Genomic DNA, 26649 nt, shown 5'->3' with positions numbered 1-26649 from the left:
AATTATGGAAGCTAACGCTGTATTAGACTTAATGTGGATTGTAATCTGCGGAATTTTAGTGTTTTTTATGCAGGCTGGATTTACGCTAGTCGAAACTGGATTTACCAGATCAAAAAACGCAGGGAATATAATTATGAAAAATATCATGGACCTTTGTATTGGTAGCATAGGTTTTTGGGCAATCGGTTATACTGTTATGTATGGAGAATCAATTGGATCTTTTATAGGAAGTCCAACATTGTTTTTTGATGATGTGGAAAACATGCACAATTTATTCTTTCAAACAGTATTTGCCGCTACAGCTGCAACAATTGTTTCGGGTGCGGTAGCAGGAAGGACTAAATTTTCTACGTATATCATATTTTCATTTATAATGACGGTTGTGATTTACCCAATCTCAGGTCACTGGGTGTGGCAAGGAGATGGTTGGTTAACTGAACTTGGATTTGTGGATTTTGCAGGTTCAACGGTAGTGCACTCTGTTGGTGGATGGGCTGCTTTAGTTGGTGCTATTTTGGTAGGTCCAAGACTTGGAAAATATACAAATGGAAAATCAAATGCAATTCCAGGGCATAACTTATTAATAGGTGCTTTAGGTATCTTCATTCTTTGGTTAGGATGGTTTGGATTTAATGCAGGTTCTGAATTGGCAATTTCTGGTGATAGTGCAAATGCTGTAGCTGGTATTGTAATTACAACAAATTTAGCAGCAGCAGCAGGTGCATTTACTGCAATGGTTGTTTCTTGGGTAAAATATGGAAAACCTGATATTTCAATGACATTAAACGGAGCATTAGCTGGTTTGGTTGCGATAACTGCTGGTTGTGCAGCTGTTAGTCCAATGGGTGCCTTTATAATAGGTATTATTGGTGGGGCTGTTGTTGTTCTTTCAATTGATTTTATTGATAAAACTCTAAAAGTTGATGATCCTGTAGGTGCTGTTTCGGTACATGGAGTATGTGGAGCTATAGGTACTTTGTTGGTAGGTGTTTTTGCTACAGACGGTGGTTTATTGTATGGTGGAGGATTCTCTCTATTAGGTGTACAAGCAATTGGGGTACTTGCAATTGGAGCTTGGGCTGCTGGTACTGCTTTTATCGTGCTTTATATTTTAAAGAAAACTATTGGTTTAAGAGTTTCTAAAGAAGAAGAAGTGGATGGGTTAGATATACACGAACATAAATCTAACGTGTACAATTAGGAAAATAATTATTAAAAAAGAACATTAATAAATTAAATTAAAAAAAATGAAAACAATTAAAAAAATTATATTAGTATTTGTGGGGGTTTTAACAATTTCTACAGTAAATGCTCAGGAAGAAAATAAAGAAGAGAAGAAAAAATTAACTATAAGTGGTTCTGTGGACGCTTATTTTCAATCAAATTTAAGTGCGGCAGATAATGCAGAGCAATCTTTCGGAACTGCTTTTGCAGGAAAAACAGGATTTGCTTTAGGTATGGGGAACATTGTTTTTGCTTACGAAGATGAAAAAGTAGGTGCTGTTCTTGATTTAGTTACTGGGCCAAGAGGTGCTAGCGCTACTTTTAATTCTGATATTGTTGATGGTATCATAAATCAAGCATATGTTTACTACAACGTGTCTGAGAGTACAAAGCTTACAATGGGTAGATTCAACACCTTCTTAGGGTATGAAGTTATTGCTCCAGCAGCAAACTTTAACTACAGTACTTCTTACTTATTTTCAAGTGGTCCTTTTTCTCATATGGGTATAAAAGCTGATTTTACTTTGTCGGATGATTTTAGCTTAATGCTTGCCATTACCAATCCTTGGGATACTAATGATGTTTCTATGACTGGTGAATATGCACTAGGAGGTCAATTAGGATTTTATGGTCAATATCTTAACTTGTATTATGACAGCGGTAAAAACGGAGGCTTAGGTTTTGAAATTGATTACACAGGTGGGTTTGATGTATCTGATTCTTTCTTCTTAGGAATTAATGCTGCTTATAATGATAATGATGGTTCTGGTTTCTATGGAGCTGCTTTGTATCCTCAATTAGCAACTTCAGACTCTTTCTCAATTGGTTTAAGAGGTGAGTATTTTGGTAGATATGGAGATGATAACCCTGCAGAAGAAAGTGTTTTAGGGCTAACTTTAACAGGTAGTTATACTGTTGAAAACTTAACAATAAAGCCAGAATTTAGATTGGATTCTTGGAGTGATGATATGCCTTATATTGATGCTGATGGTTTGGCAACAGATAAATTATCATCTTTCTTGATAGCTGCAATTTATTCATTTTAAAAGTTTAAAAATAAATAGTATTAATTCTAATAGTTAATTATACTGGTATAGTTACAACAATATTATAATTGAGGTTTAGTTAAAAATTGTCTAATGACTTATTGTCATTAGGCAATTTTCTTTTTTAATAACTTTTGTAAATTGAATAATATAATTTATATATATTAAAAATATAGGGGTAAAATTACATATATAGTAAAAAATACATTTTATCCCCTTTAAAAATAGGGGGTATAAATATTTTTTTTATTTTTGGCAGCAAATCAATTATATAAACTATTTAATTATGAAGAAAATTGAAGCAATAATTAGAAAATCAAAGTTTGATGAAGTTAAAGAAGCGTTACATGAAATTGAGGTTAATTTTTTTAGTTACTGGGATGTAACTGGGGTAGGAAATGAAAAAGAAGGTCATGTATATCGTGGTGTTAGTTATAGTACTTCAGAATTACAAAGAAGATTTTTATCAATCGTAGTTTCTGATCCTTTTTTAGAGAAAACAATTGAGGTTCTTTTAAAATCGGCATACACGGGAGCAGTTGGAGATGGAAAAATATTTGTTTCTGATATACAGGAAGCGTATAGAATTAGAACAAGAGAAAAAGGTTCAGAATCATTAAAATAAAGAGACAATAAACTATTATTATGGAAGAAACACTATTTACAGTGAATAATGTATGGATGATGATTTGTACCGCTTTGGTATTTTTAATGCATTTAGGATTTTCACTTTTAGAAATTGGATTAACAAGACAAAAAAATACAATTAATATTCTGTTTAAAAACGTATTTATTATTTGTATTGGATTAATTTTATATGCCTTAATTGGTTTTAATTTAATGTACCCAGGTTCATTTATTGCGGGTATTATTCCAGATTATTTTATTGATTTATTTGGATTAAGTTCACCTGAAAATGGTTTAACAGCTGATTATGCTGATGGCGGTTACACCTTTTGGACAGATTTTTTGTTTCAAGGAATGTTTGCAGCTACAGCAGCTACAATAGTATCTGGAGCGGTTGCTGAAAGAATTAAACTAGGGGCATTTATGGTTTTTACAATAATTTATGTTGGTCTGGTTTACCCAATAGTAGGTTCTTGGAAATGGGGAACAGGTTGGTTAGATGAATTAGGTTTTTATGATTTTGCTGGTTCTACATTAGTACATTCAGTTGGTGGCTGGGCAGCTTTAGTTGCAGTTTGGTTATTAGGTGCAAGAATTGGTAAATTTAAAAAAGATGGATCTATTGGAGCTATTCCTGGTCATAATATGCCATTTGCAACAGCAGGTGTTTTTATTTTATGGTTAGGTTGGTTTGGATTTAATGGAGGATCAGTACTTTCCGCAGATCCAGGTGCTACTTCTTTAGTTTTAGTAACTACTTGTATTGCTGCTGCTTCAGGAGGAATGTCTGCTTTTTTAGTTTCACTTTTTAAATACAAACAATACGATTTATCTATGTTTTTAAATGGTGTTTTAGGAGGGTTAGTAGGTATAACTGCTGGTGCTGATGTAATGAATGTAACGGACTCAATTGTAATTGGATTTATAGCAGGAGCTTTAATTGTATTAGGTGTTGCATTAATTGATAAATTAAAATTAGATGATCCTGTAGGTGCAATTGCTGTACATTTAATTTGTGGTGTTTGGGGAACTTTAGCGGTTGGTATATTTGGAGATTTAGCAGGATGGGCGCAATTAGGTTACCAAGCAATTGGAGTAGTTTCAATTGGAGTAACTTGCTTAATTTCAGCTTATGTAATTATAAAAACTTTAAAAAGTACCGTTGGTATTCGTGTTTCTTCAGAAGAAGAACAAGAAGGTTTAGATATCCATGAACACGGTATGGATGCTTATCCAGATTTCCGTTTAAATCAACATTAATAGTTTATTAGTTTAGTTTACTAAAGAAAGCTATATATAAATAAGTTTAAAAAGCGCATTTAATATAATTTAAATGCGCTTTTTTTTAATATTATTTGTTATAATTTTTAACTCCTACAGGAATATCAATTGGTAAATTGTTTTCAGCAGGAGGAATTGGACAAGAAAATTTGTGATTGTATGCGCAATATGGATTGTAAGCTTTATTAAAATCTATAATAATTGTTTTGCTTCCTTTTTTGGGAATTTCTAAATCAATAAAGCGTCCTCCACCATAAGTGGTTTTGCTGTTTGAAGCATCATTAAATGGTAAGAATAAATAATTTTTATACTCTAAAGAGTTCATTAAATTTTGATTTTGATATAAGCTTAATTCTAAATTTTTTCCATTTAAGTTAAATTTCGCTATACCATATTTTCTGTATAAGGGTAGACGCTCTGTAGTGGTTGGCATTTCAAAAATTGGTGTGTTTGGTGTTAATTCAAACTCAGCTGTAACTTTGTAGTTTTCATTTATTTCAAAAAAATCTAAAGCTTTAAATGTTTTTAAATCTTCTTCAGTTAAAGGAGATTCTTCAGCGTTTGCGTATTGTGTATTTAACTCATATTGAAAAAGTTTTATTTCATCTTCATATGAAGTTTTTTTATCTGAACAACTTAAAAAAAGGCTTATAAAAAAAAGTATAAAAAGTGGTTTTTTCATTAGTATTCAATTTGGTAATTAAATTACAAAAATAGGTTAGTTGAATTTAAAAGTGATTATAATTGAATTATTTTTGTAGATTTGAAAAATAATAGAAAATAAAATATGAATACGTGTACAAAATTTTATACCGAAATAAAGGGGTTTATTAAAAACTGCTGGGGTATGTATGTGTTATAATTATTCAGAAATAAATAATATCAATTCATTTTAAACCCAGCTATAAGCTGGGTTTTTTAGTTTAAAATAATGGTAAAAAGAGTAATAAATTCTTATAAAGATTCATTTAGAGGCCTCTCAAAGGAAATATGGTGGCTGGCACTAATTACATTTATAAATAGAGCAGGAACAATGGTGTTACCATTTTTATCTCTTTATTTAACTGAAGATTTAAATTTAACCTTAGCTCAAGTAGGCTGGATAATGAGTGCTTTTGGTGTTGGCTCACTACTGGGTTCTTGGTTGGGTGGTAAATTAACAGATTCAGTTGGTTATTATAAGGTAATGTTCTGGAGTTTATTAATTACTGGATTCCTTTTTATTGGGCTACAATATATTTCAACATTTTATGGATTTGCAATAGGTATATTTTTAACAATGACGGTTGCAGACTCTTTTAGGCCTGCAATGTTTGTTTCATTAAAAGCGTATAGTAAGCCAGAAAATCAAACAAGGTCATTAACATTAATCCGTTTAGCAATAAACTTAGGGTTTTCTTTTGGTCCTTTTTTAGGAGGAATTATTATTGCAACATTAAGTTATTCAGGACTTTTTTGGGTTGATGGTATAACTTGTATAGTAGCAATTTTATTAATGAAATTAATCCTTAAACAAAAAGAATATCATAAAGATGAGCTAAAAACAATTATTGAAAATGATAAAAAGGTACTTTCCGTTTATAAAGATAGGCCTTATTGGGTGTTTTTAATTGTTGTTTTTTTAATGGGTTTTGTGTTTTTACAGTTATTTACAACAATGCCTTTATTTTATAAAGAAATTCACAATTTAACAGAAGTTCAAATAGGACTTTTAATATCAATTAATGGTTTTCTGATTTTTGTATTAGAAATGCCTTTAATTCATTATATAGAGAAAAAATTATTTAACCGGTTAAAAATTATAACCTGGAGTTTAGTATTATTAGCTTCAAGTTATGTTGTTTTGAATATAACAACTTGGAGTGGAATCTTAATAATTTCAATGTTATTTATTACTGTTGGAGAAATGTTGGCATTTCCATTCACTAATAATTTTGCAATGAATAGAGCACCTAAAGGTAAAGAAGGACGTTATTTGGCATTGTATTCTATGGCTTTTTCATTTGCGCATATTTTTAGTGCTAAAACTGGAATGGAAGTTATTGATAGGTTTGGTTTTGCTACAAACTGGTTTTTAATGGGAGGTTTGGGTTTATTAGCTGTAATTCTTATGGTTACATTAAGAAGAATGTTAAGTGTTAATGAAAACATTGGCTAATCAATTGATGTTTTTGTATCATAATTTGTAATTTTTATGTTGAATGAAAAAATATTTATGAGGTATTTTTGAATGTTAAGGTTTTATACTTTAAAATAATTATAAAATATATTAATTATGAAAAAAATAATAATAGCTCAAATAACTTTAGCCTTATTTCTAGTACTTATATCATGTGGTAATAAGCAGGAAAAGAAAGAAATAATGGAGGTAAAACAAGTGGTTGAGACACCGGTTTTAGCTAAAATTAGTGTAAAAGGAAATTCATTTATAACAGCTGAAGGAACTCCAATTGTTTTTAGAGGTTTAGATACGAGTGATCCTGATAAATTAGAAAAAGATGGTCATTGGAATTTAGAATATTTTCAAGAAATGAAAAATTGGGGTGCAACAATTACACGGTTTCCTGTACATCCAAAAGCTTGGAGAGAACGTGGTAAAGAAGCATATTTAAAATTAATTGATGATGGTTTAAAATGGGCAACGGAAGTTGGTATTTATGTAATTATGGATTGGCATAGTATAGGTAATTTAAGAGAAAATAAATATTTTATGCCAATGTATGAAACTACAATAGAGGAAACTGAAGACTTTTGGCGTACAATGGCTGTTAGGTATAAAGACAATACAACTTTAGCATTTTTTGAATTGTTTAATGAGCCAACAACTTATAACGGAACATTAGGAACTTGTACTTGGGATGAATGGAAAGTTTTAATGGAAAAATTGATAGCTGTGATTAGAGAAAATGGATGTGAAACAATACCGTTAGTAGCTGGTTTTAATTGGGGGTATGATTTATCGCCGCTTAAAGATAATCCAATTGTAGCTGAAGGGATAGGATATGTAAGTCATCCTTATCCACAAAAAAGAGACAAACCTTGGGAGTCAAAATGGACAAATGATTGGGGGTTTGCTGCTGAAAAGTACCCTTTAATTTTATCTGAAATGGGCTTTTGTGGGCCTGATGATGAGGGTGCACATATACCAGTAATAAGTGATGAATCTTACGGTGATGCAATTACAAAATATGCTGATGAATGTGGAATTTCTTATACTGTTTGGGTGTTTGATCCTAACTGGTCTCCAATGTTATTTAATGATTGGGATTTTACACCATCTCGTCAAGGTGTATATTTTAAAAATGCATTACAAGCTTATCATAAAAAATAAGCTGCCCAAAAAAGTCTTTTAAATTTATTATGTCAAGTTGAGCTTGTCGAAACTGATATTACTTATCAGTAAACAAAAATATTTAGACAAGCTCAACCTAATAGGTAATAATTAATATTTTATTCTGGCAGTCCAAAATTATCAACCACGTAATCCAAATCTTTATCTCCACGACCACTTAAATTAACCAATATTGATTGTCGAGGATTTTCTTTTGCTAATTTAAAAGCATAAGCAACAGCATGTGCACTTTCTAAAGCAGGAATAATACCTTCTTGTCTACTTAATTCAAAAAAGGCATCAATACATTCTTTATCTGTAATACTTTCATAAGTTACTTTGTTCAAATCTTTTAACATACTGTGTTCTGGACCAACACCAGGGTAATCCAATCCACTTGCAATAGAATGTACAGGGGCAGGTTCGCCTTTTTCATCCTGTAAAGTATAGCATTTAAAGCCGTGAATAATTCCAGGCCTTCCTAAAGTCATTGTAGCAGCATGGTCACCTAATTTTTCAAGTGATTTTCCAGCAGGTTCAACGCCATATAATTTACACTCTTCATCATCTAAAAATGCTGAAAAAATTCCCATTGCATTACTTCCGCCACCAACACAAGCAACTACATTGTCGGGTAATTCACCTGTCATATCAAAAAATTGATCTTTAGCTTCAATGCCAACTATACGTTGAAAATCACGAACCATCATAGGAAATGGGTGCGGACCAACAACGGATCCTATACAATAAATTGAAGTAATTGGATCTTCCAGATATGCGCCAAAAGCACTATCAACAGCTTCCTTTAAAGTTTTTAATCCGTGAGTTGCAGGAACAACTGTTGCTCCAAGAATTTTCATGCGTTGTACATTTGGAAATTCTTTTGCTATATCAACTTCACCCATATGAATTTCGCACTCCAATCCAAAATAAGCAGCAGCAGTAGCTAAAGCAACTCCATGTTGCCCGGCACCTGTTTCGGCAATTAATTTCTTTTTACCCATATATTTTGCAAGTAAAGCTTCACCCATACAATGGTTTAACTTATGTGCACCAGTATGGTTTAAATCTTCTCTTTTCAAATAAATTTGTCCGCCATATTTTTGAGATAATCGGTGACAATGGTATACTGGAGTTGGTCTGCCTTGAAAATGTTTACGAATATTTCTTAGTTCCGAAATGAATTTATGAGATTTACTTATTGAAAAATAAGCATCATTAATTTTTTTCATTTCTTCTTCAAGTTGAGGTGGAATAAAAGCACCTCCATATTCGTTAAAAAAGCCTTCTTTGTTTGGGTAATTTTTGAAATAATTTGCTGACATTCTGATGTGTTTTTTAATTTAAAAGTTGAATTATTAAAGCAGCTTCTAAAATAAGAATTTTTAGGATAAAATTATCTTCTATTATAAAAAATAATAATATTTATTACCACTTATATATAAATATGGAGAAAGGTTTTTTTAAAAGAAAGTTTGTAATTAATTCTAAATTAGATACTATTCTTTTTAAATAACAACCATGATTTATCTGTAATTTCTTCCGTCCTTTTTTCAAGATAGGTAGCTCCTGCCCAGGGGTCAATTGTTTTTGTAATTCCTGTTTCTTCAATAAAAATTAAATGCTCTGTGTCTTTTGAAGTTATTTGTTGACAACCTCCTAAAATGGCTGGTAAAGCATTAAAAGAAGTTGTTATTATAGCATTAATTTTTAAAGCAAATGAACGTTGGTTTTTAGGGTTGAACTGTTTAATTAGTTTTGCCCAAAGCATTCTTGCTGCACGCATTTTTGCGATTTCATCAAAATGATTCTCTCCAATTTTTGTTTCAAAAGATAATTCTGAAACAATGGTGTCAATAGTAAATTTAGCTTCAAACCCTTTTTCAATAGCTCTTAGAGATTCATTTAAAAAAATAGATAATTCAATTTCTGGAGTTATATTCTCTTTAGTAAAAGAATCAGAAGAAATTTTAGTTTCTAATGGTGTTTGTAAATACATAGTTGAATTTATTCCTCTAAGATTTGGTGCAACACCTGCAATAAAATCTTCATGTTCAAAGTAGCTGTCTTTCTCTTTTTGAACCGTTATTTTAAGTTTCGAAAAATCTTTACGTTTCATTTCTCCATTTTTTTTGCTCCAATTTTTCAGTCAATCGTTTTGGAATTATAGGTATTATTAACGTTTTATGCGATTTTTTTTCTTTAAAAGGATTTTTACTTAAATTGGGTTTTAGAGTGTCCGTTTCATTTATGTATTTATTTGCGCCAACTATTACCAGTTCACCACAATCAAATTGTTGTTGTTCTTTTTGTGCGTTTTCTTTAATTTTTCTTTGAATTGTACCTTCTTTTAATTGACTTAGAAATCCTCCGCCTTTTTCAATTTCTTTAAAAATTTCCAATGCTTTTTCGGCAATTTGTTTGGTAATACTTTCTATATAATAAGAATCGGTTACGCTATTTTGAGCGCTATCTTCTTTTAAAAGTATGAATGAATTTAAATCGTTTTCTTTTAACTCAATAGGGTTTGTAAAGAATGAATTATTAGATTCGATTGAGATGGTATTTGCGCCTCCAAAAACCGCACTCGAACATTCGGTTTTTGAACGTAATAAGTTATTTAAATCAGTGCCAAATAATGTTTTATTTCGTAAACTAGGTTGTGCAAATACTTTAGGTTCGGCTTTTGTATTGTATTCATTTAAAACAAGATTAAACAAATATCTAAAGGCTCTTAATTTTGAAATTTCAAAGAAATAATTGCTTCCAATTGCAAAATCAAATTGAATTTTATTAGCAATTTCTCCTCCAAACTTCAATAAATATTCGTTTACATGAGAAATGGCATATGCCACTTGCTGAACAGTATTTGCACCAGCATTTTGATATAAATCAACATGAACGGCGATGCAATAATTAGTGGGATATTTTTGTATGATTGATTCTAAATTTTTGAAATCATCATGGAACGATTTATACCAATTTCCTGTTTTGGCAAGGTTCCCAATAATATCTATATTAAAATAAACAGTCTCATTTTTAAGTTTTTCAGCTAATTCAGAAATAAAAATTGGCGAAAAAAAACTGAATTCAAACTGAAAATCGACCTCTTTATTTAAAAGTTTTGAAAAAACAGTTTCAAAATCGAACTCTTTTTTAACAATAAATTTTAAAGATTTTATTCCTTGTTTTATGCTGTTAAGTGCAGTTTTACTTGCTGCTTCTTCAGAAGTAATAAGTATATGTTTGCAAAATATAAAATCTTCGTTTGGAACGGGAATTTCTAATTTTTCAAAATCATCTGAATGATAAAAAGGCTTTATTGTAATGCCTTCATTTGTTGAAGTTAGCAGTGTTTTGTAATCTTCTCCATGAAGTTCAAACTGAATTTTTTGTTTCCAGGCTGCGGCTGAACTAGGTTCAAAATCATCAGTTAAAAGATTACTCATAGGTATTAAAATTAAAACAAAACTTAATAATTTAAGTATGGTGAACTACTTTTTCTTTAGCGTATCGTATTCAATGATATAAATCTCTTCGTTTTCCTTTTTCATTTTATACTCTTCTCTGGCAAACTTTTCTAATTCTTCGGTGTCGTCTAATTTTTGAATTAGTTCTTTGTCTTTTTCTATTTGAGAATTATAATACTCTTTTTCGCTATTAAGTTTATCTATTTCTTTATTAAATTCTCTGTGGTTTAACCAGGAATTTTCATCAAAAAATACCATCCAAACAATAAATGTAAGTAAAATTAAAACATATTTATTTGAAATAATTTTTACAATTGGTTTGTTTCTAAACTGCTTAAATGTCATAAAACTATAATTTATTACTTATAACAGTTCTAACGATATCAACAGCTACTGTATTGTACCTGTCATTTGGTATAATAATATCGGCATAGTTTTTAGTTGGCTCTATAAATTGCTGGTGCATAGGCTTTAAAGTGTTTTGATACCTGTTTAAAACTTCATTTATATCTCTTCCACGTTCTTCAATATCGCGTCTAACTCTTCTAATTAAGCGTTCATCAGTATCGGCATGAACAAATATTTTTATATCAAATAAATCACGTAATTCTTTACTGTTAAAAATTAAAATACCCTCAACAATTACAACTTTTCTAGGATGTGTTACTATGGTATCTTTTGTTCTGTCGTGTGTTACAAATGAATAGATTGGTTGCTCAATAATTTCCCCTTTTCTTAATTTATTTATATGGGAAACGAGTAAATCAAAGTCGATAGCTTTTGGATGATCGAAATTAATTTTTGTGCGTTCTTGGTAAGTTAGGTTATGGGTTTCGTTATAATATGAGTCTTGTGATATTACACAAACTTCATCAGCAGGTAATTCGTTTAAGATTTGATTTACAACAGTTGTTTTGCCGCTTCCAGTTCCTCCTGCAATTCCAATAATTAGCATATAAGTTTATTTAGTAATGCAAATTTAAGAATTCTATTATTGTGAAAACTAGTTTGTGTTATTTTTTATCTGTTAGTTGTTGACGAATCAAAAAAACATGAAAATAAAAAAGCCTCTTCAATTGAAGAGGCTTTAGAGCCGATGGAGGGACTCGAACCCACGACCTGCTGATTACAAATCAGCTGCTCTAGCCAGCTGAGCTACATCGGCTTGTTAGCGGATGCAAATTAAATTTATTTAAAATTAATTTGCAAATAAATTTTCATTTTTTTTAAAGAAAATAGAAAGCTGTTTTTATTAATTTTTTTCTTGGATTTAGACTTGTTAATTTTTTTAATGAAATTAACATTTAGTTCAACTATTTATGAATATAATATACAGACTAAAACTTTGAAATTAATTTTGATGATGATAATTCAGGCATTTTACTTAATAAATAAATATAATAAGTTTTTATTAGTTTTTCCTTGTACAAAATAGTATATGTAGTTGAGTATATTAAACTGTTTTGATCAATTAATGAATTAATTTCAGTATCTAATTCAAGAGGTGAATTTTTAATTAAAACAACTTGTTTTTGTTCAATTTCAGAGTAAGGAATTCCCCAAATGTCAAATTGATTCATTCTTCTTCCTGAAAAAGGCAAACAGTATGTTTTAGGTTGGCCTGCGGTATAGAAAGTTAACTGGGAAGCTATTTGATATTTGTCCGATACAATAATATAATTCTTTTCATCACATTTACCATTTATTTCTTTTTGCACAAAATTGGCAAGTCCTTTCCAGTCTACCAATTTACCAAAGGGATCTATTTTGGCAGGAATTATTTTAGAAAAACTGGGCGTGAAAGTTTCAAAAACTGGTTGTAATAACAGAAGTAGTAGTAATACTGAGGAGAATGTTATATAAGTTTTTACAATTTTATTTTTTAGAATTCCCGATTTTAAAATAGCTTTCAGTAAAATAATGTATAATGGAATATAACAGAAAATAAGCCAATTTATTTGAACTCTTTTAATAAAAGCAATACAGGTGAATATACTAATAATGAAAATTGTTTTTAAAATTATAAATTGTTCAAAATCAGCTTTTAAATAGCTGCCTAGTTTGTATTTTTTCCAGAAAAAGAATAGAAATAAGAAAGGTAGGTTTAATAATAATTGTCCGGCAAAAAATTCGAATAGATATGTTATTGATTTATTAAAACTAGTAAATTTTCGACCAATGCCAGCTAAATTGGATACATGAAACAGACCAACCATATCATGGTTTATATTCCAAATTAAAATAGGACTAAAAAAAACGATGGCTATTATTAGCGAAATATAATATCCTTTTTGTTTTAGTAGATCTTTTCTTTTAAATAGTAAAAATATAAAGGAAAATGGAATAAAAAAGAGTAACGAGTATTTTGCCATTAGACCAATTCCAATAGCAAGGCCAGATAATATCCAATATTTTAAATGGTTATATTTAATAGCTTTCCAGAAAAAATAACAGGTAAGTAACCAAAAAAATGCTACTAAAACATCTGTAGTAAAAAACATAGATATATAATGGTAAGCAGGTAATAGTAAAAGCCCCGCTGAAATAAAAAATGCCAATTTTTTTGAATTATATATTTTATCAATAATATAATAAGTTGATAGGCCAATAACACTACCTACTATTATTGCATTTAACCTAACGGACCAAGTAAAGCTTCCAAATATAGAGCTGGTGAAACCATTAATATAGGCAATTAAAGGGGGTTTTGAATAGTAAGACCAATCGGGATATTTAGACCATAGCCAGTATTGAGCTTCTTCAGGATCAAGATCAATTCCTCCTAAAACAGCGAATAAAATTCGAAGTATACTAACTATTATGTACAAGGTAAAAATATGTTTCCATCCATAGTTTAACCCGGTACTAAGAGAATAATTATCATTTGCTATTTCTTTAAATAGAAACATAACAAAACATTTAAAATTCAATAAAAAAAGGAGGTGAAAATTAAAAATCAACACATTATACCAACTATAGAGTTCTTGATTAGGTATAATTAATCTGTGTCAGATTTTACGAGCTCAGTATAAAGTTAAAGCTTTTATTAAAAATAATCAATTAAATTATATGTAAAAACTGGATAATTTAGATTTAGAAAAGAAAAAACCTGATAATATATCAGGTTTTTTCTTTTTGTCGGGGTGGCAGGATTCGAACCTGCGGCCTCCACGTCCCAAACGTGGCGCGATAACCGGGCTACGCTACACCCCGAATAATTTCGGTCTGCAAATATAAAACTAAAAATATATATTACAAGTAATTATTCAAAAATAAGTTCATAAGGTCTTTTAATGGCTTCCTCTAATTCGTAAATACTAATATTTCTGCTTTTTCGTATTGTTTCCTTTCCATCAAAAAATACTAATATAGTTGGCTCAACAAAGGCACTATGTTCAGCAGCAATTTTAGGTGAAAAATTAAGATCTACATTGTAAAACTTAATTTTTGGAAACTTGGAGTTTATAAGCATTTTTACTTTGGGTTCAAATGCTTCTCCTACACTGCAAGATGCAGTAGAGAAATATAATAATACAGCAAGTTGAGTAGCTAAAATTTCATTTAGCTCTTCAGAAGAATTTATTAATTTTTGTGTATTCATTAATTTTCTATAATTAGATACCAAATTTACTACAATCAAATATAATTTATGTAATTCATAATACCTATTTTGTTTGTTTATAATTGCATTATTAAAAATTATAAACATTGGTGTTAATTTCTAATAAATTGCTATAAATTTGTTCATCTAAAATTAAAGTGAATTAATTATGTCTGATAAAATTGAAAGAATAAAATGTTTAATAATTGGTTCTGGTCCAGCTGGCTATACAGCAGCTATTTATGCAGCTCGTGCAGATTTAAAACCGGTTTTGTATACTGGAATGCAAATGGGAGGTCAGTTAACAACTACAACTGAGGTAGATAATTTTCCAGGTTACCCTAATGGAACTGATGGTACTGCAATGATGGAAGATTTAAAAAATCAAGCAGAACGTTTTGGTACTGAAGTTAGATTTGGTTTGGTTACTAAAGTTGATTTTAGCAATAAAGTTGGTGGTATTCATAAAGTTGTTGTTGATGAGACTACTCAAATTGAAGCAGAAGCAGTAATTATTTCAACAGGAGCAACTGCAAAATATTTAGGATTAGAAAGTGAACAACGTTTAATTGGTGGTGGGGTTTCGGCTTGTGCAACATGTGATGGTTTCTTTTATAGAAAACAAGATGTAATAGTAGTTGGTGCTGGAGACACAGCCGCAGAAGAAGCAACTTATTTGTCTAATATATGTAACAAAGTTACTTTGTTGGTTAGAAAAGATTATATGAGAGCTTCTAAAGCAATGCAACATAGGGTTAATAAAACGGCTAATTTAGAGGTTAAATTTAATACTGAAATAGATGAAGTGTTAGGTGATACTGTAGTTGAAGGTGTTCGGGTTTTTAATAATATAAGCGGAGAAAAAGAAGTTATTGATGTAACGGGTGTTTTTATTGCAATTGGGCATAAACCAAATACTGAAATATTTAAAGGTATTTTAGAAATGGATGAAACAGGTTATTTAAAAACAAAAGGAAAAACTACTAAAACAAACCTACCAGGTGTTTTTGCTGCAGGTGATGTACAAGATAAAGAATACAGACAGGCGGTTACTGCTGCAGGAACTGGTTGTATGGCAGCTTTAGATGCCGAGCGCTATTTGGGATCTTTAGAATAAATATTTTATTTGCAAAATAAAAAAAGCCCAAGTACTTACTTGGGCTTTTTGCTAAAAAAACTTTATTTTTTAGCAATCGTTTTCGTGATTACTAAAAATAAATGTTAAATGAGTCTGGAATACTAATTAATTTTGTTCTTTAAAATTTAAATTATGAATTTATTATCTAATAGTTATTTTGTATTGTTTTTAATTATTTTAATAGGTTTTATTATTGGCCGAATTAAAATAAAAGGGATTTCTTTAGATGTTTCAGCTGTTATTTTTGTAGCACTAGTTTTTGGGCATTATGGTTACATAGTACCAAAAGATTTTCAGTACTTAGGATTAGTGCTTTTTATTTTTACAATTGGTATTCAGGCTGGGCCCAGTTTTTTTGAATCATTTAAACAACATGGTAGAGAATTAACAATTTTGGCAACAATACTTGTTGTTAGTTCCGCAATTATTACATTCATAATTTTTCATTTTTTAGGAGTTGATAAAAATTTATCCATCGGATTGTTAACAGGATCATTAACAAGTACACCGGGTTTAGCCGCGGCAATTGATACAACTGGATCCCCATTGGCATCAATAGGATATGGTATAGGGTATCCTTTTGGGGTAATTGGAGTTATTCTTTTTGTAAGTTTTTTACCGCGTATTCTTCGTGTTAAAATAAAAGATGAAGAGATAAATTATAAAGATGAAATAAATATTGATTATCCAGAAATTTCAAGAAGAAACTTTATAGTTGAAAATGAAAATGTTATAGATAAAAGTCTGGAAGATTTAAATATTCGATTTATGACTAAGGCAGTTATATCAAGAATTATGCATGACGGAGTAGTTATAACACCCGAGCCTTCTTTAATTTTGAAAAAAGGAGATTTAGTAAGAGCTGTAGGTACAGAAGAAGCCTTAGAAAGAGTTGAGTTATTAATTGGTTCAGAAACGAAACAAGAAATTCCTTTAAGTAATAAATATGATGTAAGAGCAATATTGGTAACAAATAAAGAAGTTGTTAAAAAAACTTTAGGAGAACTTGATATTCTTAGTGCTTATAATGCAACTGTTACACGTATACGTCGTTCAGGTATAAATTTATCACCAAGTCCTTCATCAAAATTACAGTTTGGTGATAAGTTAATGGTTACGTGTAGTAAAGAAAATATGAAACAAGTAAGTCGTGTTTTTGGTGACGATGATAGTAAACTATCAAGTACAGACTTTTTTCCAATTGCATTAGGAATTATAATTGGTATTTTAGTTGGTAAACTAAGTATTAATATGGGGGATTTTTCATTTAGCCTTGGGTTAACAGGAGGTATTTTATTGGTGGCTCTGTTTTTAGGAAGAACAGGTAAAACAGGACCTATAATGTGGACAATGACTGGGGCAGCAAATAACTTGTTACGTCAGTTCGGATTATTATTCTTTTTAGCAGCTGTAGGTACTAGCGCCGGAATTAGCCTTGTTGAGACATTTGAAAATTATGGTATTGAATTATTTGTATATGGATTTGTTATCACCCTTTTCCCTATGATTATTACAACTATAATTTCCAAACTTTTTTTTAATATTAATTTGTTAACCTTACTTGGAACTCTTACAGGAAGTATGACAAGTACACCAGGGCTTGCGGCAATTGATAATATGACTGAAACAGATGCACCATCAGTTGCATATGCAACTGTATATCCTATTGCAATGGTGTTGCTAATAATTGTTGTTCAAATACTTAGTTTATTATAACTAAAGCTCTTTTTTATTAAGTGAGGCTTTATCAAAAAATTCTGTCAAAGTAATTTTCGGGTTAGAATATAAATATACTTCAGCTGAATTTTTTGCGCGGATCTCTATATTTTCAGTTGCATTTATATAGGTTTCAGAAGAATTTGTAGCATTTAAAATAGCATTGTTAGTTTTAAATTCTTTTCCTTTAAAGCTAGTATTTCCTAATGTTTCAATTTCAAAATGTGTTGTTGATCCATTTATATTTACTGTAGATTTATCAAGTAATGTAAAAATAGCTTCTTTAGAATCAAAAGTGCCTTTAATTGCAGAAGATTCTTCTGATATAATTAAAATGTTATCACTTAAAATTTGAAGTTTTAAGTCACTATTTTTTTTACTATTAATACTAACAATTTTAGAATTTAATTTCAAATCAATATCAGAATTATCAAAAGTGTTTATTGTTAACGAATCAATAATTAAGGAATTATTAGATTTAATTTTAGCATTGTTGTAGCTATTAATTTCTTTTAAATGTTTGTTAACTTTTAAATGAACAGCAAGTTCCTTTTTTTTAGCAATTTTAGTTCCAATTTTAATAGAAAGTATCCCATTCTCAACAACTGTAACCACGGCATTTTGCAAATTAGAGTCTGTTTCAACACTTACAGATTGTGTTTCATTATACACCAAAAAAACATCAATGTCATCAATAATTTCAAGCTTTGTAAATTCTGAAATTGCTCTATTTTCTGTAGTAACTTTTTTATTTCCTTTTAATTTCTCTTGAGCGCTTGTTATAACTGTTATAGATAATGTAAATAAAAGTGCAATTTTATATGAATTTTTCATAAATATGTTTTTATCAAATTTAATAAAATATTTTTTTAATGAATAATTTGCTCATTTAAAAATGTATGCTAAATTTGTGCCAATAATGAAAAACAATACTTTAAATATGAATTGGTGGTGGAACTCTCTTATACAATAAGCGAGAAGCATCCATTATATTTAATAAACAATATATAACAAAAAGGACTTATCTCGTTGATAAGTCCTTTTTTATTTAACTAATATGAAGAAATTAAAATTTAAAACAATTTCAAAACAACAATTAGCAGATACTATAACTCCAGTAGGTATGTACTCTAAAATTAGAGATAAATATGCTAATAGTTTGTTGTTAGAAAGTTCAGATTATCATAGTAAAGAGGAAAGTTTTACATTTATATGTGCCGAGCCAATAGTTACTTTAAGGGCTGATGCTAATATATTTACATATAGTTATAAAGGGAAAGAGTTAGGTGTTAAAGAAATTAACAGCGATTTCTATTCAATTTTTGAAGCATATAAAAGTACAGTTAATGTTGATTGTGATGAAAGTATAAAAGCTTACAACGGATTTTACGGATATATTTCCTATAATTCAATTCAATATTTTGAAACAATAAAGTTGAAAGCTAAAAAAGCAACATCAGAAATTCCTGATTTACAATTTAGTTTTTTCCGTTTTATTATTGCAATCAATCATTTTAATGATGAATTAACTTTAATTGAAAATATAGAAGAAGGCGAAGAATCAAGAATTGAAGAAATTCAAACCTTAATAAATGCACGTACTTATGGATTATACAAGTTTGAGATAAAAGGAGAAGAAGCATCAAATTGTACCGATGCATATTTTAAAAATAATGTGGCAAAAGCCAAACAACATTGTAAACGTGGAGATGTTTTTCAATTAGTATTATCCCGTCAGTTTCAACAGTCTTTTTCAGGAGATGAATTTAATGTTTACAGAGCATTACGATCTATAAATCCTTCACCATATTTATTTTATTTCGACTATGGAAGTTTTAAATTAATGGGGTCTTCACCAGAAGCCCAAATAAAAATTGATGCAGATAAAGCAATTATTAATCCTATTGCGGGTACTTTTAGAAGAACTGGAGATATGGCAAAAGATATTTTGTTGGGAGAAAAATTATCTAAAGATCAAAAAGAAACTGCAGAACACGTTATGTTGGTTGATTTAGCGCGAAACGATTTAAGCAAACACGCGAGTAATGTAAACGTTGAAGTGTTTAAAGAAGTGCAGTATTTTAGTCACGTAATTCATTTGGTTTCAACAGTACAAGGAAAACCAAAAGGGAAAGCAATTGAAATTGTAGGAGATACTTTTCCTGCGGGAACTTTAAGTGGTGCTCCAAAGTTTAAAGCCATGGAATTAATTGACACCTATGAAAATCAAACACGTGGTTTTTATGGTGGGGCAGTTGGTTTTATTGGGCTAGATAACAGTGTAAATTTAGCAATTGCCATTCGTTCTTTTGTGAGTAAAAGCAACACGTTATATTATCAGGCTGGTGCAGGAATTGTAATGAAATCTTCTGAAGAAGGAGAGTTACAAGAAGTAAATAACAAATTAGCTGCTTTAAAAAAGGCATTAATCTTAGCAGAAAAAATATAAAATAAGAACCCGTCATTCTGAACTTGTTTTAGAATCTCTTGATATGGATGATGAGACCCTGAAATAAATTCAGGGTGACGAGAATAGAAAATAAAAAAATGAAAATAATAATACTAGACAATTACGACTCATTTACCTATAATTTGGTACATATGGTTGAAGATATTACCGGAGAATATCCAGCTGTATTTAGAAACGATGAAATTGAAATATCAGCAATAAATGAGTACGATTTAATAATTCTTTCACCAGGGCCTGGAATTCCAGATGAAGCAGGAATTTTAAAAGATACTATTAAAACTTATGCAGGTAAAAAACCAATTTTTGGAGTTTGTTTGGGTTTACAAGCAATTACTGAAGTTTTTGGTGGAAGTTTAGAAAATATGGATGAGGTATTTCATGGAGTTGCAACAACAATGAATATTACTAAAAAAGATGCTGTAATTTATAACGGATTTCCTGCTGAATTTGAAGCTGCACGTTACCATTCTTGGATTGCTTCAAAAAAAGGGTTTCCTGCTGAATTAGAAATAACTGCAGAAGATGAGTTTGGTGATATTATGAGTATTCAACATAAAGAATATAATATTAGTGCGGTGCAATTTCATCCGGAATCTATTTTAACTCCAACCGGAGAAAAAATGGTTCGTAATTTTATAGATGCAAATAAATAATTAATAGAGTAGAAAAAAGATAAAAAGAAGAAAGATTTATGTCATTGCGAGGAGAGAAACAAGGTGGCAATCTGTTAAAAAAGAAAGACTTTTAATTTTTCAAATTGAATTATGAAAAACATACTAAATAAATTATTTGAGCAACAGCGCTTAACTAAGGAAGAGGCAAAATCTATTTTAATTGAAATTGCGGCTGAGAAATTTAACAATTCTCAAATTGCTTCATTTTTAACCGTGTTTTTAATGCGACCAATTTCTGTTGATGAGTTAGCAGGATTTAGAGAAGCGTTACTGGAGTTATCTGTAAAAATTGACTTGTCAGACTTTAATACTATAGATTTATGTGGTACTGGAGGCGATGGAAAAGATACGTTTAATATTTCAACTTTAACATCATTTATTGTTGCAGGTACCGGAAATAAAGTAGCTAAACACGGTAATTACAGTTCATCTTCAATAAGTGGATCATCAAATATGTTGGAGTATTTAGGCTACAAATTTACTAATAATGAAGCTATTTTAAAAAGCCAAATTGAGAAAGCAAATATTTGTTTTTTACACGCACCATTATTTCATCCAGCAATGAAAGCAGTTGGGCCAACTCGTAGAGAGTTAGGAATGAAAACATTTTTTAATATGTTAGGTCCGTTAGTAAATCCAAGTAAACCACAAAATCAAATGGTTGGAGTTTTCAATTTAGAGGTTGCAAGAGTTTACAATTATTTATTGCAGGAAACCACACAAAATTATGGAATTGTTCATAGTTTAGATGGTTATGATGAAATTTCGTTAACAAGTGGATTTAAGTTGTTTACAAAAGATAATGAACAAGTTATAACTCCTGAAAGTTTAGGTTTGAGAAGATTAGAGCAATCGGAAATATTTGGAGGAACTACTGTTGAAGAGTCAGCAATTATTTTTATTGCAATTATGAATGGCGAAGGAACCGAAGCTCAAAATAATACAGTTTTAGCAAATGCAGCATTTGCATTAAAAACATTGGATTCCAAAAAATCCTTTGAGACCGCTTATGAAGAGGCAAAAGATTCATTATTTGGTTTAAAAGCAAAAGCGTGTTTAAAGAGGTTGATAGAGAGTTAGGAATAAATCGTCAAAATCGTCATGCTGAACTTGTTTCAGCATCGCAAGATAATAGTAGTTGTTAGATAGATTGAGATTTTAGAATCAATAAAAACTAATAAAGTGCCATTCCTGTGAAGACAGGAATTCGAAGAAAATAAAGTAATATGAATTAGATTCCTGCCTACGCAGGAATGACATAAGCATAGAGAATGAATATTTTAGATAAAATAATAGCACACAAGAAGCAAGAAATTGCACAGTTAAAAAAAGAGGTTCAATTAGAAAAATTGGTTAAAAGCCCAAATTTTCAAAGAACACCTTTATCTTTAAAAAAGAGTTTATTAACGGTTGGTTCAACTGGAATTATTGCTGAATTTAAGCGCCAATCTCCTTCAAAAGGAATTATAAATAATAAAGTAACTATTGAAGAAGTTACCAATGGATATTTAGATGCGAATGTTGCTGCACAATCTATTTTAACTGACACCGAGTTTTTTGGAGGAAATATTTTAGATCTTATAAAAGCGCGTTCAATACAAGATACAACCCCAATTTTAAGAAAAGATTTTATTGTTGATGGATTTCAAATTGTGGAAGCAAAAGCCATTGGAGCTGATGTTATTTTGTTAATTGCAGCTTGTTTAACTAAAGAAGAGTTGAAGAATTACGGAAAATTAGCGGAGGATTTAGGTTTGGATGTTTTGTATGAAGTTCATAATCAAGAGGAATTAGATAAGATTGAATTAGACAATAAAATTATTGGTATTAACAATAGAAACTTAAAAACTTTTAAGGTTGATTTGGAGCATTCAATTGAACTTGCAAGTCAAATTCCAGATAGTTGTATAAAAGTTTCAGAAAGCGGATTAAGTGATCCAAGAGTAATAACTGGATTAAAAGAATATGGTTTTCAAGGTTTTTTAATTGGAGAAAATTTTATGAAAACTGAAAATCCAGGGTTTGCTTGTCAAGAATTTATTAGCCAAATTGGATAAGAATATGAAAATTAAAGTTTGCGGAATGCGTGATACCGAAAATATTTCGGAATTAGTAAAATTGAAACCAGATTATATAGGTTTTATATTTTATGGTAAATCAAAGCGTTTTGTAGCTAAATTTCCAAAAATTGAAATTCCTTCTAAAATAAAAAAAGTAGGTGTTTTTGTAAATGAAAACATTGATGAGGTGATTGAAATTGTAGAAAAAAACAAGTTGGATGCTATTCAGTTACATGGAAGTGAAACTCCTGAATATTGTAAGGATTTAAGGAATTGTCTTACTAAGCCCAGTCGAAGTGCGGTTACTGAGCGGAGTCGAAGTGACAATAGTGGTGAAGTGATTTCGACTCCGCTCAATCACCCTTTTGAGATTTTTAAAGCATTTTCGGTAGATGATAATTTCAATTTTGAAAAAACTAAAGTTTATGAAAAAGCTTGTAATTATTTCCTTTTTGATACAAAAGGGAAAGATTATGGTGGAAACGGAGTTAAATTCAATTGGCAGATTTTAGATAATTATAAGGGAGAAACACCATTTTTATTAAGTGGAGGAATATCAAAAGTTGATGCTGCTGAAATTAAAAATGTTTCGCATAAAGCTTTTGCAGGAGTTGATATAAATAGCGGTTTTGAAATTGAACCAGGGTTAAAAAATATAGCAAATATTAAAGAATTTAAACAAAACTTACTATGAGTTATTTTGTAGATGAAAATGGATATTATGGAAAATTTGGAGGTGCTTATATTCCAGAAATGCTATATCCAAACGTTGAAGAATTACGTCAAAATTATTTAAAAATAATGCAAGAGGAATCTTTTAAGAAAGAGTTTGATTCCTTATTAAAAGAGTATGTTGGCAGACCAACACCTTTGTATTTTGCAAAAAGGTTATCTGAAAAATACAATACAAAAATTTACTTAAAACGTGAAGATTTATGTCATACTGGCGCACATAAAGTAAACAATACAATTGGGCAAATTTTAATGGCGAAAAAGCTAGGTAAAAATCGTATTATCGCCGAAACAGGAGCAGGACAACATGGTGTGGCAACCGCTACGGTTTGTGCTTTAATGGGAATGGAGTGTATTGTTTATATGGGTGAAATTGACATTGCTCGTCAGGCCCCAAATGTTGCCCGTATGAAAATGTTGGGTGCAACAGTTGTACCAGCGTTATCGGGAAGTAGAACCCTGAAAGATGCTACCAATGAAGCAATTAGAGATTGGATTAACAATCCGGTTGACACACATTATATTATTGGTTCGGTTGTAGGTCCACATCCATATCCAGATATGGTTGCAAGGTTTCAGTCTGTAATTTCAGAAGAAATAAAATGGCAATTAATGGAAAAAGAAGGAAAAGAAAATCCTGATTATGTAATTGCTTGTGTTGGTGGAGGAAGTAATGCTGCTGGTGCTTTTTATCATTATTTAGATGAAAAAGAAGTTGGTTTAATAGCTGTTGAAGCTGCCGGTTTAGGTGTAGATTCTGGAGAAAGTGCTGCAACAAGTGTTTTAGGAAATGAAGGTGTTATTCACGGTAGTAAAACCTTGTTAATGCAAACCAAAGATGGTCAAATTACTGAACCATATTCTATTTCTGCCGGTTTGGATTATCCAGGTGTTGGACCTTTACATGCACACTTGTGTGAAAGCAAGCGTGCTGAATTTGTTTCAATTACTGATGATGAAGCAATGCAAGCAGGATTAGAATTATCCGAATTAGAAGGAATTATTCCTGCAATTGAAAGTTCGCACGCATTGGCGATTTTCAAGACTAAAAACTTTAAAAAAGAGGATGTGATTGTGTTAAATTTATCTGGAAGAGGAGATAAAGATTTAGATACTTATATTAAATATTTTAAGTTATAGTTTTCGTCATGCTGAACTTGTTTCAGCATCTCATCTATTGATAAAGTATTTGTTTATATAAGGCTTAAATTGATATTAAATATATTACAAATATAATGTGACCCTAAAACAAGTTCAGGGTGACTTAATATAAAACAAAATGAACAGAATTAATCAAAAATTACAAGAAGATAAAAAGTTATTATCCATTTATTTTACAGCAGGTTATCCTCAATTGAATGATACAGTTTCTGTAATTCAAAACTTAGAAAATAGTGGTGTAGATTTTATTGAAATTGGATTACCTTTTAGTGATCCTTTAGCTGATGGACCAACAATACAAGCAAGTTCTACAACTGCATTGGATAATGGGATGACTAGTGAGGTTTTATTCAGCCAGTTAAAAGATATTAGAAAAACAGTAACAATTCCACTAATTATTATGGGTTATTTTAATCCAATAATGCAATATGGAGTAGAAGCTTTCTGTAAAAAATGTGCTGAAATTGGAATTGATGGGTTAATTATTCCAGATTTACCTGTACTGGATTATAATGAAAATTATAAGGCTATTTTTGAAAAATATGGGTTAATAAATGTGTTTTTAATAACACCACAAACTTCAGAGGAGCGTATTCGATTTATTGATAGTATTTCGAATGGTTTTATTTATATGGTAAGTTCAGCAGGTGTTACAGGGGCGAAAAATAGTTTTGGGAATGCTCAAAAAGACTATTTTAACAGAATTGCTGAAATGAATTTAAAAGTACCACAAGTAATTGGATTTGGAATTTCTAATGCCGCAACATTTCAAATGGCAACCTCAAAAGCAAAAGGAGCAATTATTGGTTCTGCATTTGTAAAGTATTTAACTGAAAATGGTGTAAATTCAATCAGTAAATTTATAACTGAAATTAGATAACTATTAAATTATTAAAGGTGAATTAATTCACCTTTAATAATTTAATATCAAAAACCAATACAGACCCGCCAGGAATACCATAATAATTTTGACTTCCATATCCTAAATTTGAAGGAACCAAAAGAATTCCTTCACCACCTTCATTGAAATAGGTGATACCTTCTGTCCATCCAGCGATAACTTGTTGTAAATTAAATGTAATTCCTTCAGAACTGCCCGGATCAAAAACTGACCCGTCTAAAAAATAACCTTTATAAGCAACGGTAACATTAGAAGTGCTAGTTGGCTTATCTCCAGTTCCTTGATTTTCAATTACATAATACAATCCGGAATCACTTCTAGTGGCATCTAAATTATTATCTTCAATATATTGAATAATATCTTCTTCAGTTTGAACTGGAATACTTGTATTTTCTTTATTACACGATATAAATAGTGTTAACAGTAGTATGGAAAAAAATGATCTCATATTATTATTTAATAATTTAAGCTGCGAATATAAGTGAAAATCTATGAAGCTAAAAAAATATAAACCATGTTTTAAAAACTAAATATATTTATAAAAAATCAAATAAAGAATTTTTTATATTGTAAAACTCTGAAATCAAATGTGTTAAAATTTGGGTTTTGCTGTTTTAGTATTTTATACTGTAAATTACTGCCAACGGCTCTGTTTGCGGCACCAGATGGTGCGGTTAATGAAACGACTTTTATAATTCTGTTTTCGAAATTAAATTGGTGAATTCTTGGAGTTTCTAAAGAAACCGGAATTAATTCAATATTTTGTTCTTTTAATTGCCTTCTTAAATGATATTCGGGACCATTTTTACTATTTCCACCTGTTAAAAGTAAGGTGTTAACTTTTCTGAACTTTTTTATATAAAGCATCATATCTCTAAGTACAATATTTTCCATGCCCAAATCAGATGCGTCAATTTTTGTTCTGTAACAAGATTCAACAATATCACAAATACCAATTTTATTAGTTGTTAAAAACTCTTTTCGTTGTTGAATGGCAAATTGAGTAGTTTCAAAATTTAAATTCAAATTAAATATTTCATCTAAAATTTTCCATAATTGACCATCAATACTTCCATAGCAAAAATCAACATCGCCTTTTTTTAATTTCCCTTTAAAAAATCGGGGAGGAGGTAAAGTACCAACAATTAATTTAGTTGCATTTTCTGGAATAAATGGATTGTAAGGGTGTTTGTGAATAAACATTAATGTTAGTTTTA

The 26649-nt window shown here is 30.1% G+C and carries 26 protein-coding genes and 2 tRNA genes; 15 read left to right on the top strand and 13 right to left on the bottom strand.

Translation table 11 applies throughout. From position 1 onward, the window contains the following. Positions 1 to 4: 4 nt before the first annotated feature. The 4 genes from BX611_RS10665 to BX611_RS10650 all read left to right on the top strand — a co-directional run bounded on the left by BX611_RS10665 (position 5) and on the right by BX611_RS10650 (position 4157). Positions 5 to 1201 carry an ammonium transporter gene (locus tag BX611_RS10665; RefSeq protein ID WP_115881040.1) on the top strand — a complete coding sequence of 399 codons (1197 nt, stop codon included), beginning with the start codon at positions 5 to 7 and terminating at the stop codon, positions 1199 to 1201. A gap of 46 nt (positions 1202 to 1247) precedes the next feature. Further along, positions 1248 to 2270 (top strand): outer membrane beta-barrel protein, encoded by a 1023-nt coding sequence (locus tag BX611_RS10660; RefSeq protein WP_115881038.1) that lies wholly within the window; start codon positions 1248 to 1250, stop codon positions 2268 to 2270. A gap of 286 nt (positions 2271 to 2556) precedes the next feature. Beyond that, positions 2557 to 2895, top strand: coding sequence for a P-II family nitrogen regulator (locus BX611_RS10655; RefSeq protein ID WP_115881036.1), 339 nt, complete (start codon positions 2557 to 2559; stop codon positions 2893 to 2895). A 20-nt stretch (positions 2896 to 2915) separates the two neighbouring features. Then, positions 2916 to 4157 carry an ammonium transporter gene (locus tag BX611_RS10650; RefSeq protein ID WP_115881034.1) on the top strand — a complete coding sequence of 414 codons (1242 nt, stop codon included), beginning with the start codon at positions 2916 to 2918 and terminating at the stop codon, positions 4155 to 4157. 91 nt (positions 4158 to 4248) lie between these two features. Here the strand turns inward: BX611_RS10650 and BX611_RS10645 are convergent, their stop codons facing one another. Further along, positions 4249 to 4860 carry a DUF1684 domain-containing protein gene (locus BX611_RS10645; RefSeq protein WP_115881032.1) on the bottom strand — a complete coding sequence of 204 codons (612 nt, stop codon included), beginning with the start codon at positions 4858 to 4860 and terminating at the stop codon, positions 4249 to 4251. A gap of 249 nt (positions 4861 to 5109) precedes the next feature. Here BX611_RS10645 and BX611_RS10640 point away from each other — a divergent pair, with 249 nt between their 5' ends. Together BX611_RS10640 and BX611_RS10635 are read left to right on the top strand one after the other, a co-directional pair. Continuing rightward, positions 5110 to 6336 (top strand): MDR family MFS transporter, encoded by a 1227-nt coding sequence (locus BX611_RS10640; RefSeq protein ID WP_115881030.1) that lies wholly within the window; start codon positions 5110 to 5112, stop codon positions 6334 to 6336. 117 nt (positions 6337 to 6453) lie between these two features. Continuing rightward, the gene (locus BX611_RS10635; protein WP_162880017.1) at positions 6454 to 7509 is read left to right on the top strand and encodes a glycoside hydrolase family 5 protein; all 1056 of its coding nucleotides are present in this window, start codon (positions 6454 to 6456) and stop codon (positions 7507 to 7509) included. A 119-nt stretch (positions 7510 to 7628) separates the two neighbouring features. Here the strand turns inward: BX611_RS10635 and trpB (BX611_RS10630) are convergent, their stop codons facing one another. The 9 genes from trpB (BX611_RS10630) to BX611_RS10590 all read right to left on the bottom strand — a co-directional run bounded on the left by trpB (BX611_RS10630) (position 7629) and on the right by BX611_RS10590 (position 14580). Then, positions 7629 to 8834 (bottom strand): tryptophan synthase subunit beta, encoded by a 1206-nt coding sequence (gene trpB, locus BX611_RS10630; protein ID WP_115881028.1) that lies wholly within the window; start codon positions 8832 to 8834, stop codon positions 7629 to 7631. A gap of 167 nt (positions 8835 to 9001) precedes the next feature. Further along, positions 9002 to 9628, bottom strand: a complete 627-nt coding sequence (locus BX611_RS10625) for a methylmalonyl-CoA mutase family protein (protein ID WP_115881026.1) — start codon at positions 9626 to 9628, stop codon at positions 9002 to 9004. Beyond that, positions 9618 to 10958, bottom strand: a complete 1341-nt coding sequence (locus BX611_RS10620) for a methylmalonyl-CoA mutase family protein (protein ID WP_115881024.1) — start codon at positions 10956 to 10958, stop codon at positions 9618 to 9620. Before BX611_RS10620 ends, BX611_RS10625 begins: the two co-directional genes overlap by 11 nt. 45 nt (positions 10959 to 11003) lie before the next feature. Next, entirely contained in the window at positions 11004 to 11324 is a 321-nt protein-coding gene (locus BX611_RS10615) for an FtsB family cell division protein (protein WP_115881022.1), read from the bottom strand. Positions 11325 to 11328: 4 nt separating this feature from the next. Next, positions 11329 to 11934: a uridine kinase gene (gene udk / locus BX611_RS10610; RefSeq protein ID WP_115881020.1), complete on the bottom strand. Its 606-nt coding sequence runs from the start codon at positions 11932 to 11934 to the stop codon at positions 11329 to 11331. A 136-nt stretch (positions 11935 to 12070) separates the two neighbouring features. Continuing rightward, positions 12071 to 12144: transfer RNA gene (locus BX611_RS10605), tRNA-Thr, on the bottom strand. Positions 12145 to 12316: 172 nt separating this feature from the next. Next, the gene (locus tag BX611_RS10600; RefSeq protein WP_115881018.1) at positions 12317 to 13888 is read right to left on the bottom strand and encodes an ArnT family glycosyltransferase; all 1572 of its coding nucleotides are present in this window, start codon (positions 13886 to 13888) and stop codon (positions 12317 to 12319) included. A 229-nt stretch (positions 13889 to 14117) separates the two neighbouring features. Beyond that, positions 14118 to 14192 (bottom strand) — tRNA-Pro (locus tag BX611_RS10595). 49 nt (positions 14193 to 14241) lie between these two features. Then, positions 14242 to 14580 (bottom strand): thioredoxin family protein, encoded by a 339-nt coding sequence (locus BX611_RS10590; RefSeq protein WP_162880016.1) that lies wholly within the window; start codon positions 14578 to 14580, stop codon positions 14242 to 14244. 169 nt (positions 14581 to 14749) lie between these two features. On the opposite strand from BX611_RS10590, the gene trxB reads away from it, so the two are divergent. Together trxB and BX611_RS10580 are read left to right on the top strand one after the other, a co-directional pair. Then, on the top strand, positions 14750 to 15697 hold the full coding sequence (gene trxB / locus BX611_RS10585; RefSeq protein ID WP_115881014.1) for a thioredoxin-disulfide reductase: 948 nt from the start codon (positions 14750 to 14752) through the stop codon (positions 15695 to 15697). A 153-nt stretch (positions 15698 to 15850) separates the two neighbouring features. Beyond that, entirely contained in the window at positions 15851 to 17434 is a 1584-nt protein-coding gene (locus BX611_RS10580; protein WP_115881012.1) for an aspartate:alanine exchanger family transporter, read from the top strand. Here BX611_RS10580 and BX611_RS10575 read toward each other — a convergent pair whose 3' ends face one another. Next, complete coding sequence (locus BX611_RS10575) at positions 17435 to 18268, bottom strand: GIN domain-containing protein (RefSeq protein WP_115881010.1); 834 nt, start codon at positions 18266 to 18268, stop codon at positions 17435 to 17437. It abuts the gene before it with no gap. A 223-nt stretch (positions 18269 to 18491) separates the two neighbouring features. Between BX611_RS10575 and BX611_RS10570 the strand changes: the two genes are divergently transcribed. From BX611_RS10570 to trpA, 7 genes are all read left to right on the top strand, one after another. Then, positions 18492 to 19883 carry an anthranilate synthase component I family protein gene (locus BX611_RS10570; RefSeq protein WP_115881008.1) on the top strand — a complete coding sequence of 464 codons (1392 nt, stop codon included), beginning with the start codon at positions 18492 to 18494 and terminating at the stop codon, positions 19881 to 19883. A 98-nt stretch (positions 19884 to 19981) separates the two neighbouring features. Further along, positions 19982 to 20557: an anthranilate synthase component II gene (locus BX611_RS10565; RefSeq protein ID WP_115881006.1), complete on the top strand. Its 576-nt coding sequence runs from the start codon at positions 19982 to 19984 to the stop codon at positions 20555 to 20557. A gap of 111 nt (positions 20558 to 20668) precedes the next feature. Then, positions 20669 to 21658: an anthranilate phosphoribosyltransferase gene (trpD, locus tag BX611_RS10560; RefSeq protein ID WP_115881004.1), complete on the top strand. Its 990-nt coding sequence runs from the start codon at positions 20669 to 20671 to the stop codon at positions 21656 to 21658. A 191-nt stretch (positions 21659 to 21849) separates the two neighbouring features. Next, complete coding sequence (gene trpC, locus BX611_RS10555) at positions 21850 to 22635, top strand: indole-3-glycerol phosphate synthase TrpC (RefSeq protein ID WP_115881002.1); 786 nt, start codon at positions 21850 to 21852, stop codon at positions 22633 to 22635. Between the two features lie 4 nt (positions 22636 to 22639). Then, entirely contained in the window at positions 22640 to 23332 is a 693-nt protein-coding gene (locus tag BX611_RS10550; RefSeq protein ID WP_115881000.1) for a phosphoribosylanthranilate isomerase, read from the top strand. Then, entirely contained in the window at positions 23329 to 24510 is a 1182-nt protein-coding gene (gene trpB, locus BX611_RS10545; protein ID WP_115880998.1) for a tryptophan synthase subunit beta, read from the top strand. The genes BX611_RS10550 and trpB (BX611_RS10545) overlap by 4 nt, the downstream gene beginning before the upstream one ends. Before the next feature lie 139 nt (positions 24511 to 24649). After that, positions 24650 to 25411: a tryptophan synthase subunit alpha gene (gene trpA, locus BX611_RS10540; RefSeq protein WP_115880996.1), complete on the top strand. Its 762-nt coding sequence runs from the start codon at positions 24650 to 24652 to the stop codon at positions 25409 to 25411. A 22-nt stretch (positions 25412 to 25433) separates the two neighbouring features. Here the strand turns inward: trpA and BX611_RS10535 are convergent, their stop codons facing one another. Then, positions 25434 to 25880 carry an FKBP-type peptidyl-prolyl cis-trans isomerase gene (locus BX611_RS10535; RefSeq protein ID WP_115880994.1) on the bottom strand — a complete coding sequence of 149 codons (447 nt, stop codon included), beginning with the start codon at positions 25878 to 25880 and terminating at the stop codon, positions 25434 to 25436. 98 nt (positions 25881 to 25978) lie between these two features. Next, positions 25979 to 26635 (bottom strand): uracil-DNA glycosylase family protein, encoded by a 657-nt coding sequence (locus BX611_RS10530; RefSeq protein ID WP_115880992.1) that lies wholly within the window; start codon positions 26633 to 26635, stop codon positions 25979 to 25981. Positions 26636 to 26649 lie beyond the last annotated feature (14 nt).

The sequence above is a fragment of the Lutibacter oceani genome, from assembly GCF_003384935.1.
GTDB classification, from domain to species: domain Bacteria; phylum Bacteroidota; class Bacteroidia; order Flavobacteriales; family Flavobacteriaceae; genus Lutibacter; species Lutibacter oceani.
The sequence above is the reverse complement of the archived record's forward strand: the minus strand, read 5'-3'. Positions and strand labels throughout refer to the sequence as shown.

Bases quoted from the DNA above. Each gene is read 5' to 3' on its own strand.
- BX611_RS10665 (WP_115881040.1), top strand. From the start codon at position 5: ATGGAAGCTAACGCTGTATTAGACTTAATGTGGATTGTAATCTGCGGA.
- BX611_RS10660 (WP_115881038.1), top strand. From the start codon at position 1,248: ATGAAAACAATTAAAAAAATTATATTAGTATTTGTGGGGGTTTTAACA.
- BX611_RS10655 (WP_115881036.1), top strand. From the start codon at position 2,557: ATGAAGAAAATTGAAGCAATAATTAGAAAATCAAAGTTTGATGAAGTT.
- BX611_RS10650 (WP_115881034.1), top strand. From the start codon at position 2,916: ATGGAAGAAACACTATTTACAGTGAATAATGTATGGATGATGATTTGT.
- BX611_RS10645 (WP_115881032.1), bottom strand. From the start codon at position 4,860: ATGAAAAAACCACTTTTTATACTTTTTTTTATAAGCCTTTTTTTAAGT.
- BX611_RS10640 (WP_115881030.1), top strand. From the start codon at position 5,110: ATGGTAAAAAGAGTAATAAATTCTTATAAAGATTCATTTAGAGGCCTC.
- BX611_RS10635 (WP_162880017.1), top strand. From the start codon at position 6,454: ATGAAAAAAATAATAATAGCTCAAATAACTTTAGCCTTATTTCTAGTA.
- trpB (WP_115881028.1), bottom strand. From the start codon at position 8,834: ATGTCAGCAAATTATTTCAAAAATTACCCAAACAAAGAAGGCTTTTTT.
- BX611_RS10625 (WP_115881026.1), bottom strand. From the start codon at position 9,628: ATGAAACGTAAAGATTTTTCGAAACTTAAAATAACGGTTCAAAAAGAG.
- BX611_RS10620 (WP_115881024.1), bottom strand. From the start codon at position 10,958: ATGAGTAATCTTTTAACTGATGATTTTGAACCTAGTTCAGCCGCAGCC.
- BX611_RS10615 (WP_115881022.1), bottom strand. From the start codon at position 11,324: ATGACATTTAAGCAGTTTAGAAACAAACCAATTGTAAAAATTATTTCA.
- udk (WP_115881020.1), bottom strand. From the start codon at position 11,934: ATGCTAATTATTGGAATTGCAGGAGGAACTGGAAGCGGCAAAACAACT.
- BX611_RS10600 (WP_115881018.1), bottom strand. From the start codon at position 13,888: ATGTTTCTATTTAAAGAAATAGCAAATGATAATTATTCTCTTAGTACC.
- BX611_RS10590 (WP_162880016.1), bottom strand. From the start codon at position 14,580: ATGAATACACAAAAATTAATAAATTCTTCTGAAGAGCTAAATGAAATT.
- trxB (WP_115881014.1), top strand. From the start codon at position 14,750: ATGTCTGATAAAATTGAAAGAATAAAATGTTTAATAATTGGTTCTGGT.
- BX611_RS10580 (WP_115881012.1), top strand. From the start codon at position 15,851: ATGAATTTATTATCTAATAGTTATTTTGTATTGTTTTTAATTATTTTA.
- BX611_RS10575 (WP_115881010.1), bottom strand. From the start codon at position 18,268: ATGAAAAATTCATATAAAATTGCACTTTTATTTACATTATCTATAACA.
- BX611_RS10570 (WP_115881008.1), top strand. From the start codon at position 18,492: ATGAAGAAATTAAAATTTAAAACAATTTCAAAACAACAATTAGCAGAT.
- BX611_RS10565 (WP_115881006.1), top strand. From the start codon at position 19,982: ATGAAAATAATAATACTAGACAATTACGACTCATTTACCTATAATTTG.
- trpD (WP_115881004.1), top strand. From the start codon at position 20,669: ATGAAAAACATACTAAATAAATTATTTGAGCAACAGCGCTTAACTAAG.
- trpC (WP_115881002.1), top strand. From the start codon at position 21,850: ATGAATATTTTAGATAAAATAATAGCACACAAGAAGCAAGAAATTGCA.
- BX611_RS10550 (WP_115881000.1), top strand. From the start codon at position 22,640: ATGAAAATTAAAGTTTGCGGAATGCGTGATACCGAAAATATTTCGGAA.
- trpB (WP_115880998.1), top strand. From the start codon at position 23,329: ATGAGTTATTTTGTAGATGAAAATGGATATTATGGAAAATTTGGAGGT.
- trpA (WP_115880996.1), top strand. From the start codon at position 24,650: ATGAACAGAATTAATCAAAAATTACAAGAAGATAAAAAGTTATTATCC.
- BX611_RS10535 (WP_115880994.1), bottom strand. From the start codon at position 25,880: ATGAGATCATTTTTTTCCATACTACTGTTAACACTATTTATATCGTGT.
- BX611_RS10530 (WP_115880992.1), bottom strand. From the start codon at position 26,635: ATGTTTATTCACAAACACCCTTACAATCCATTTATTCCAGAAAATGCA.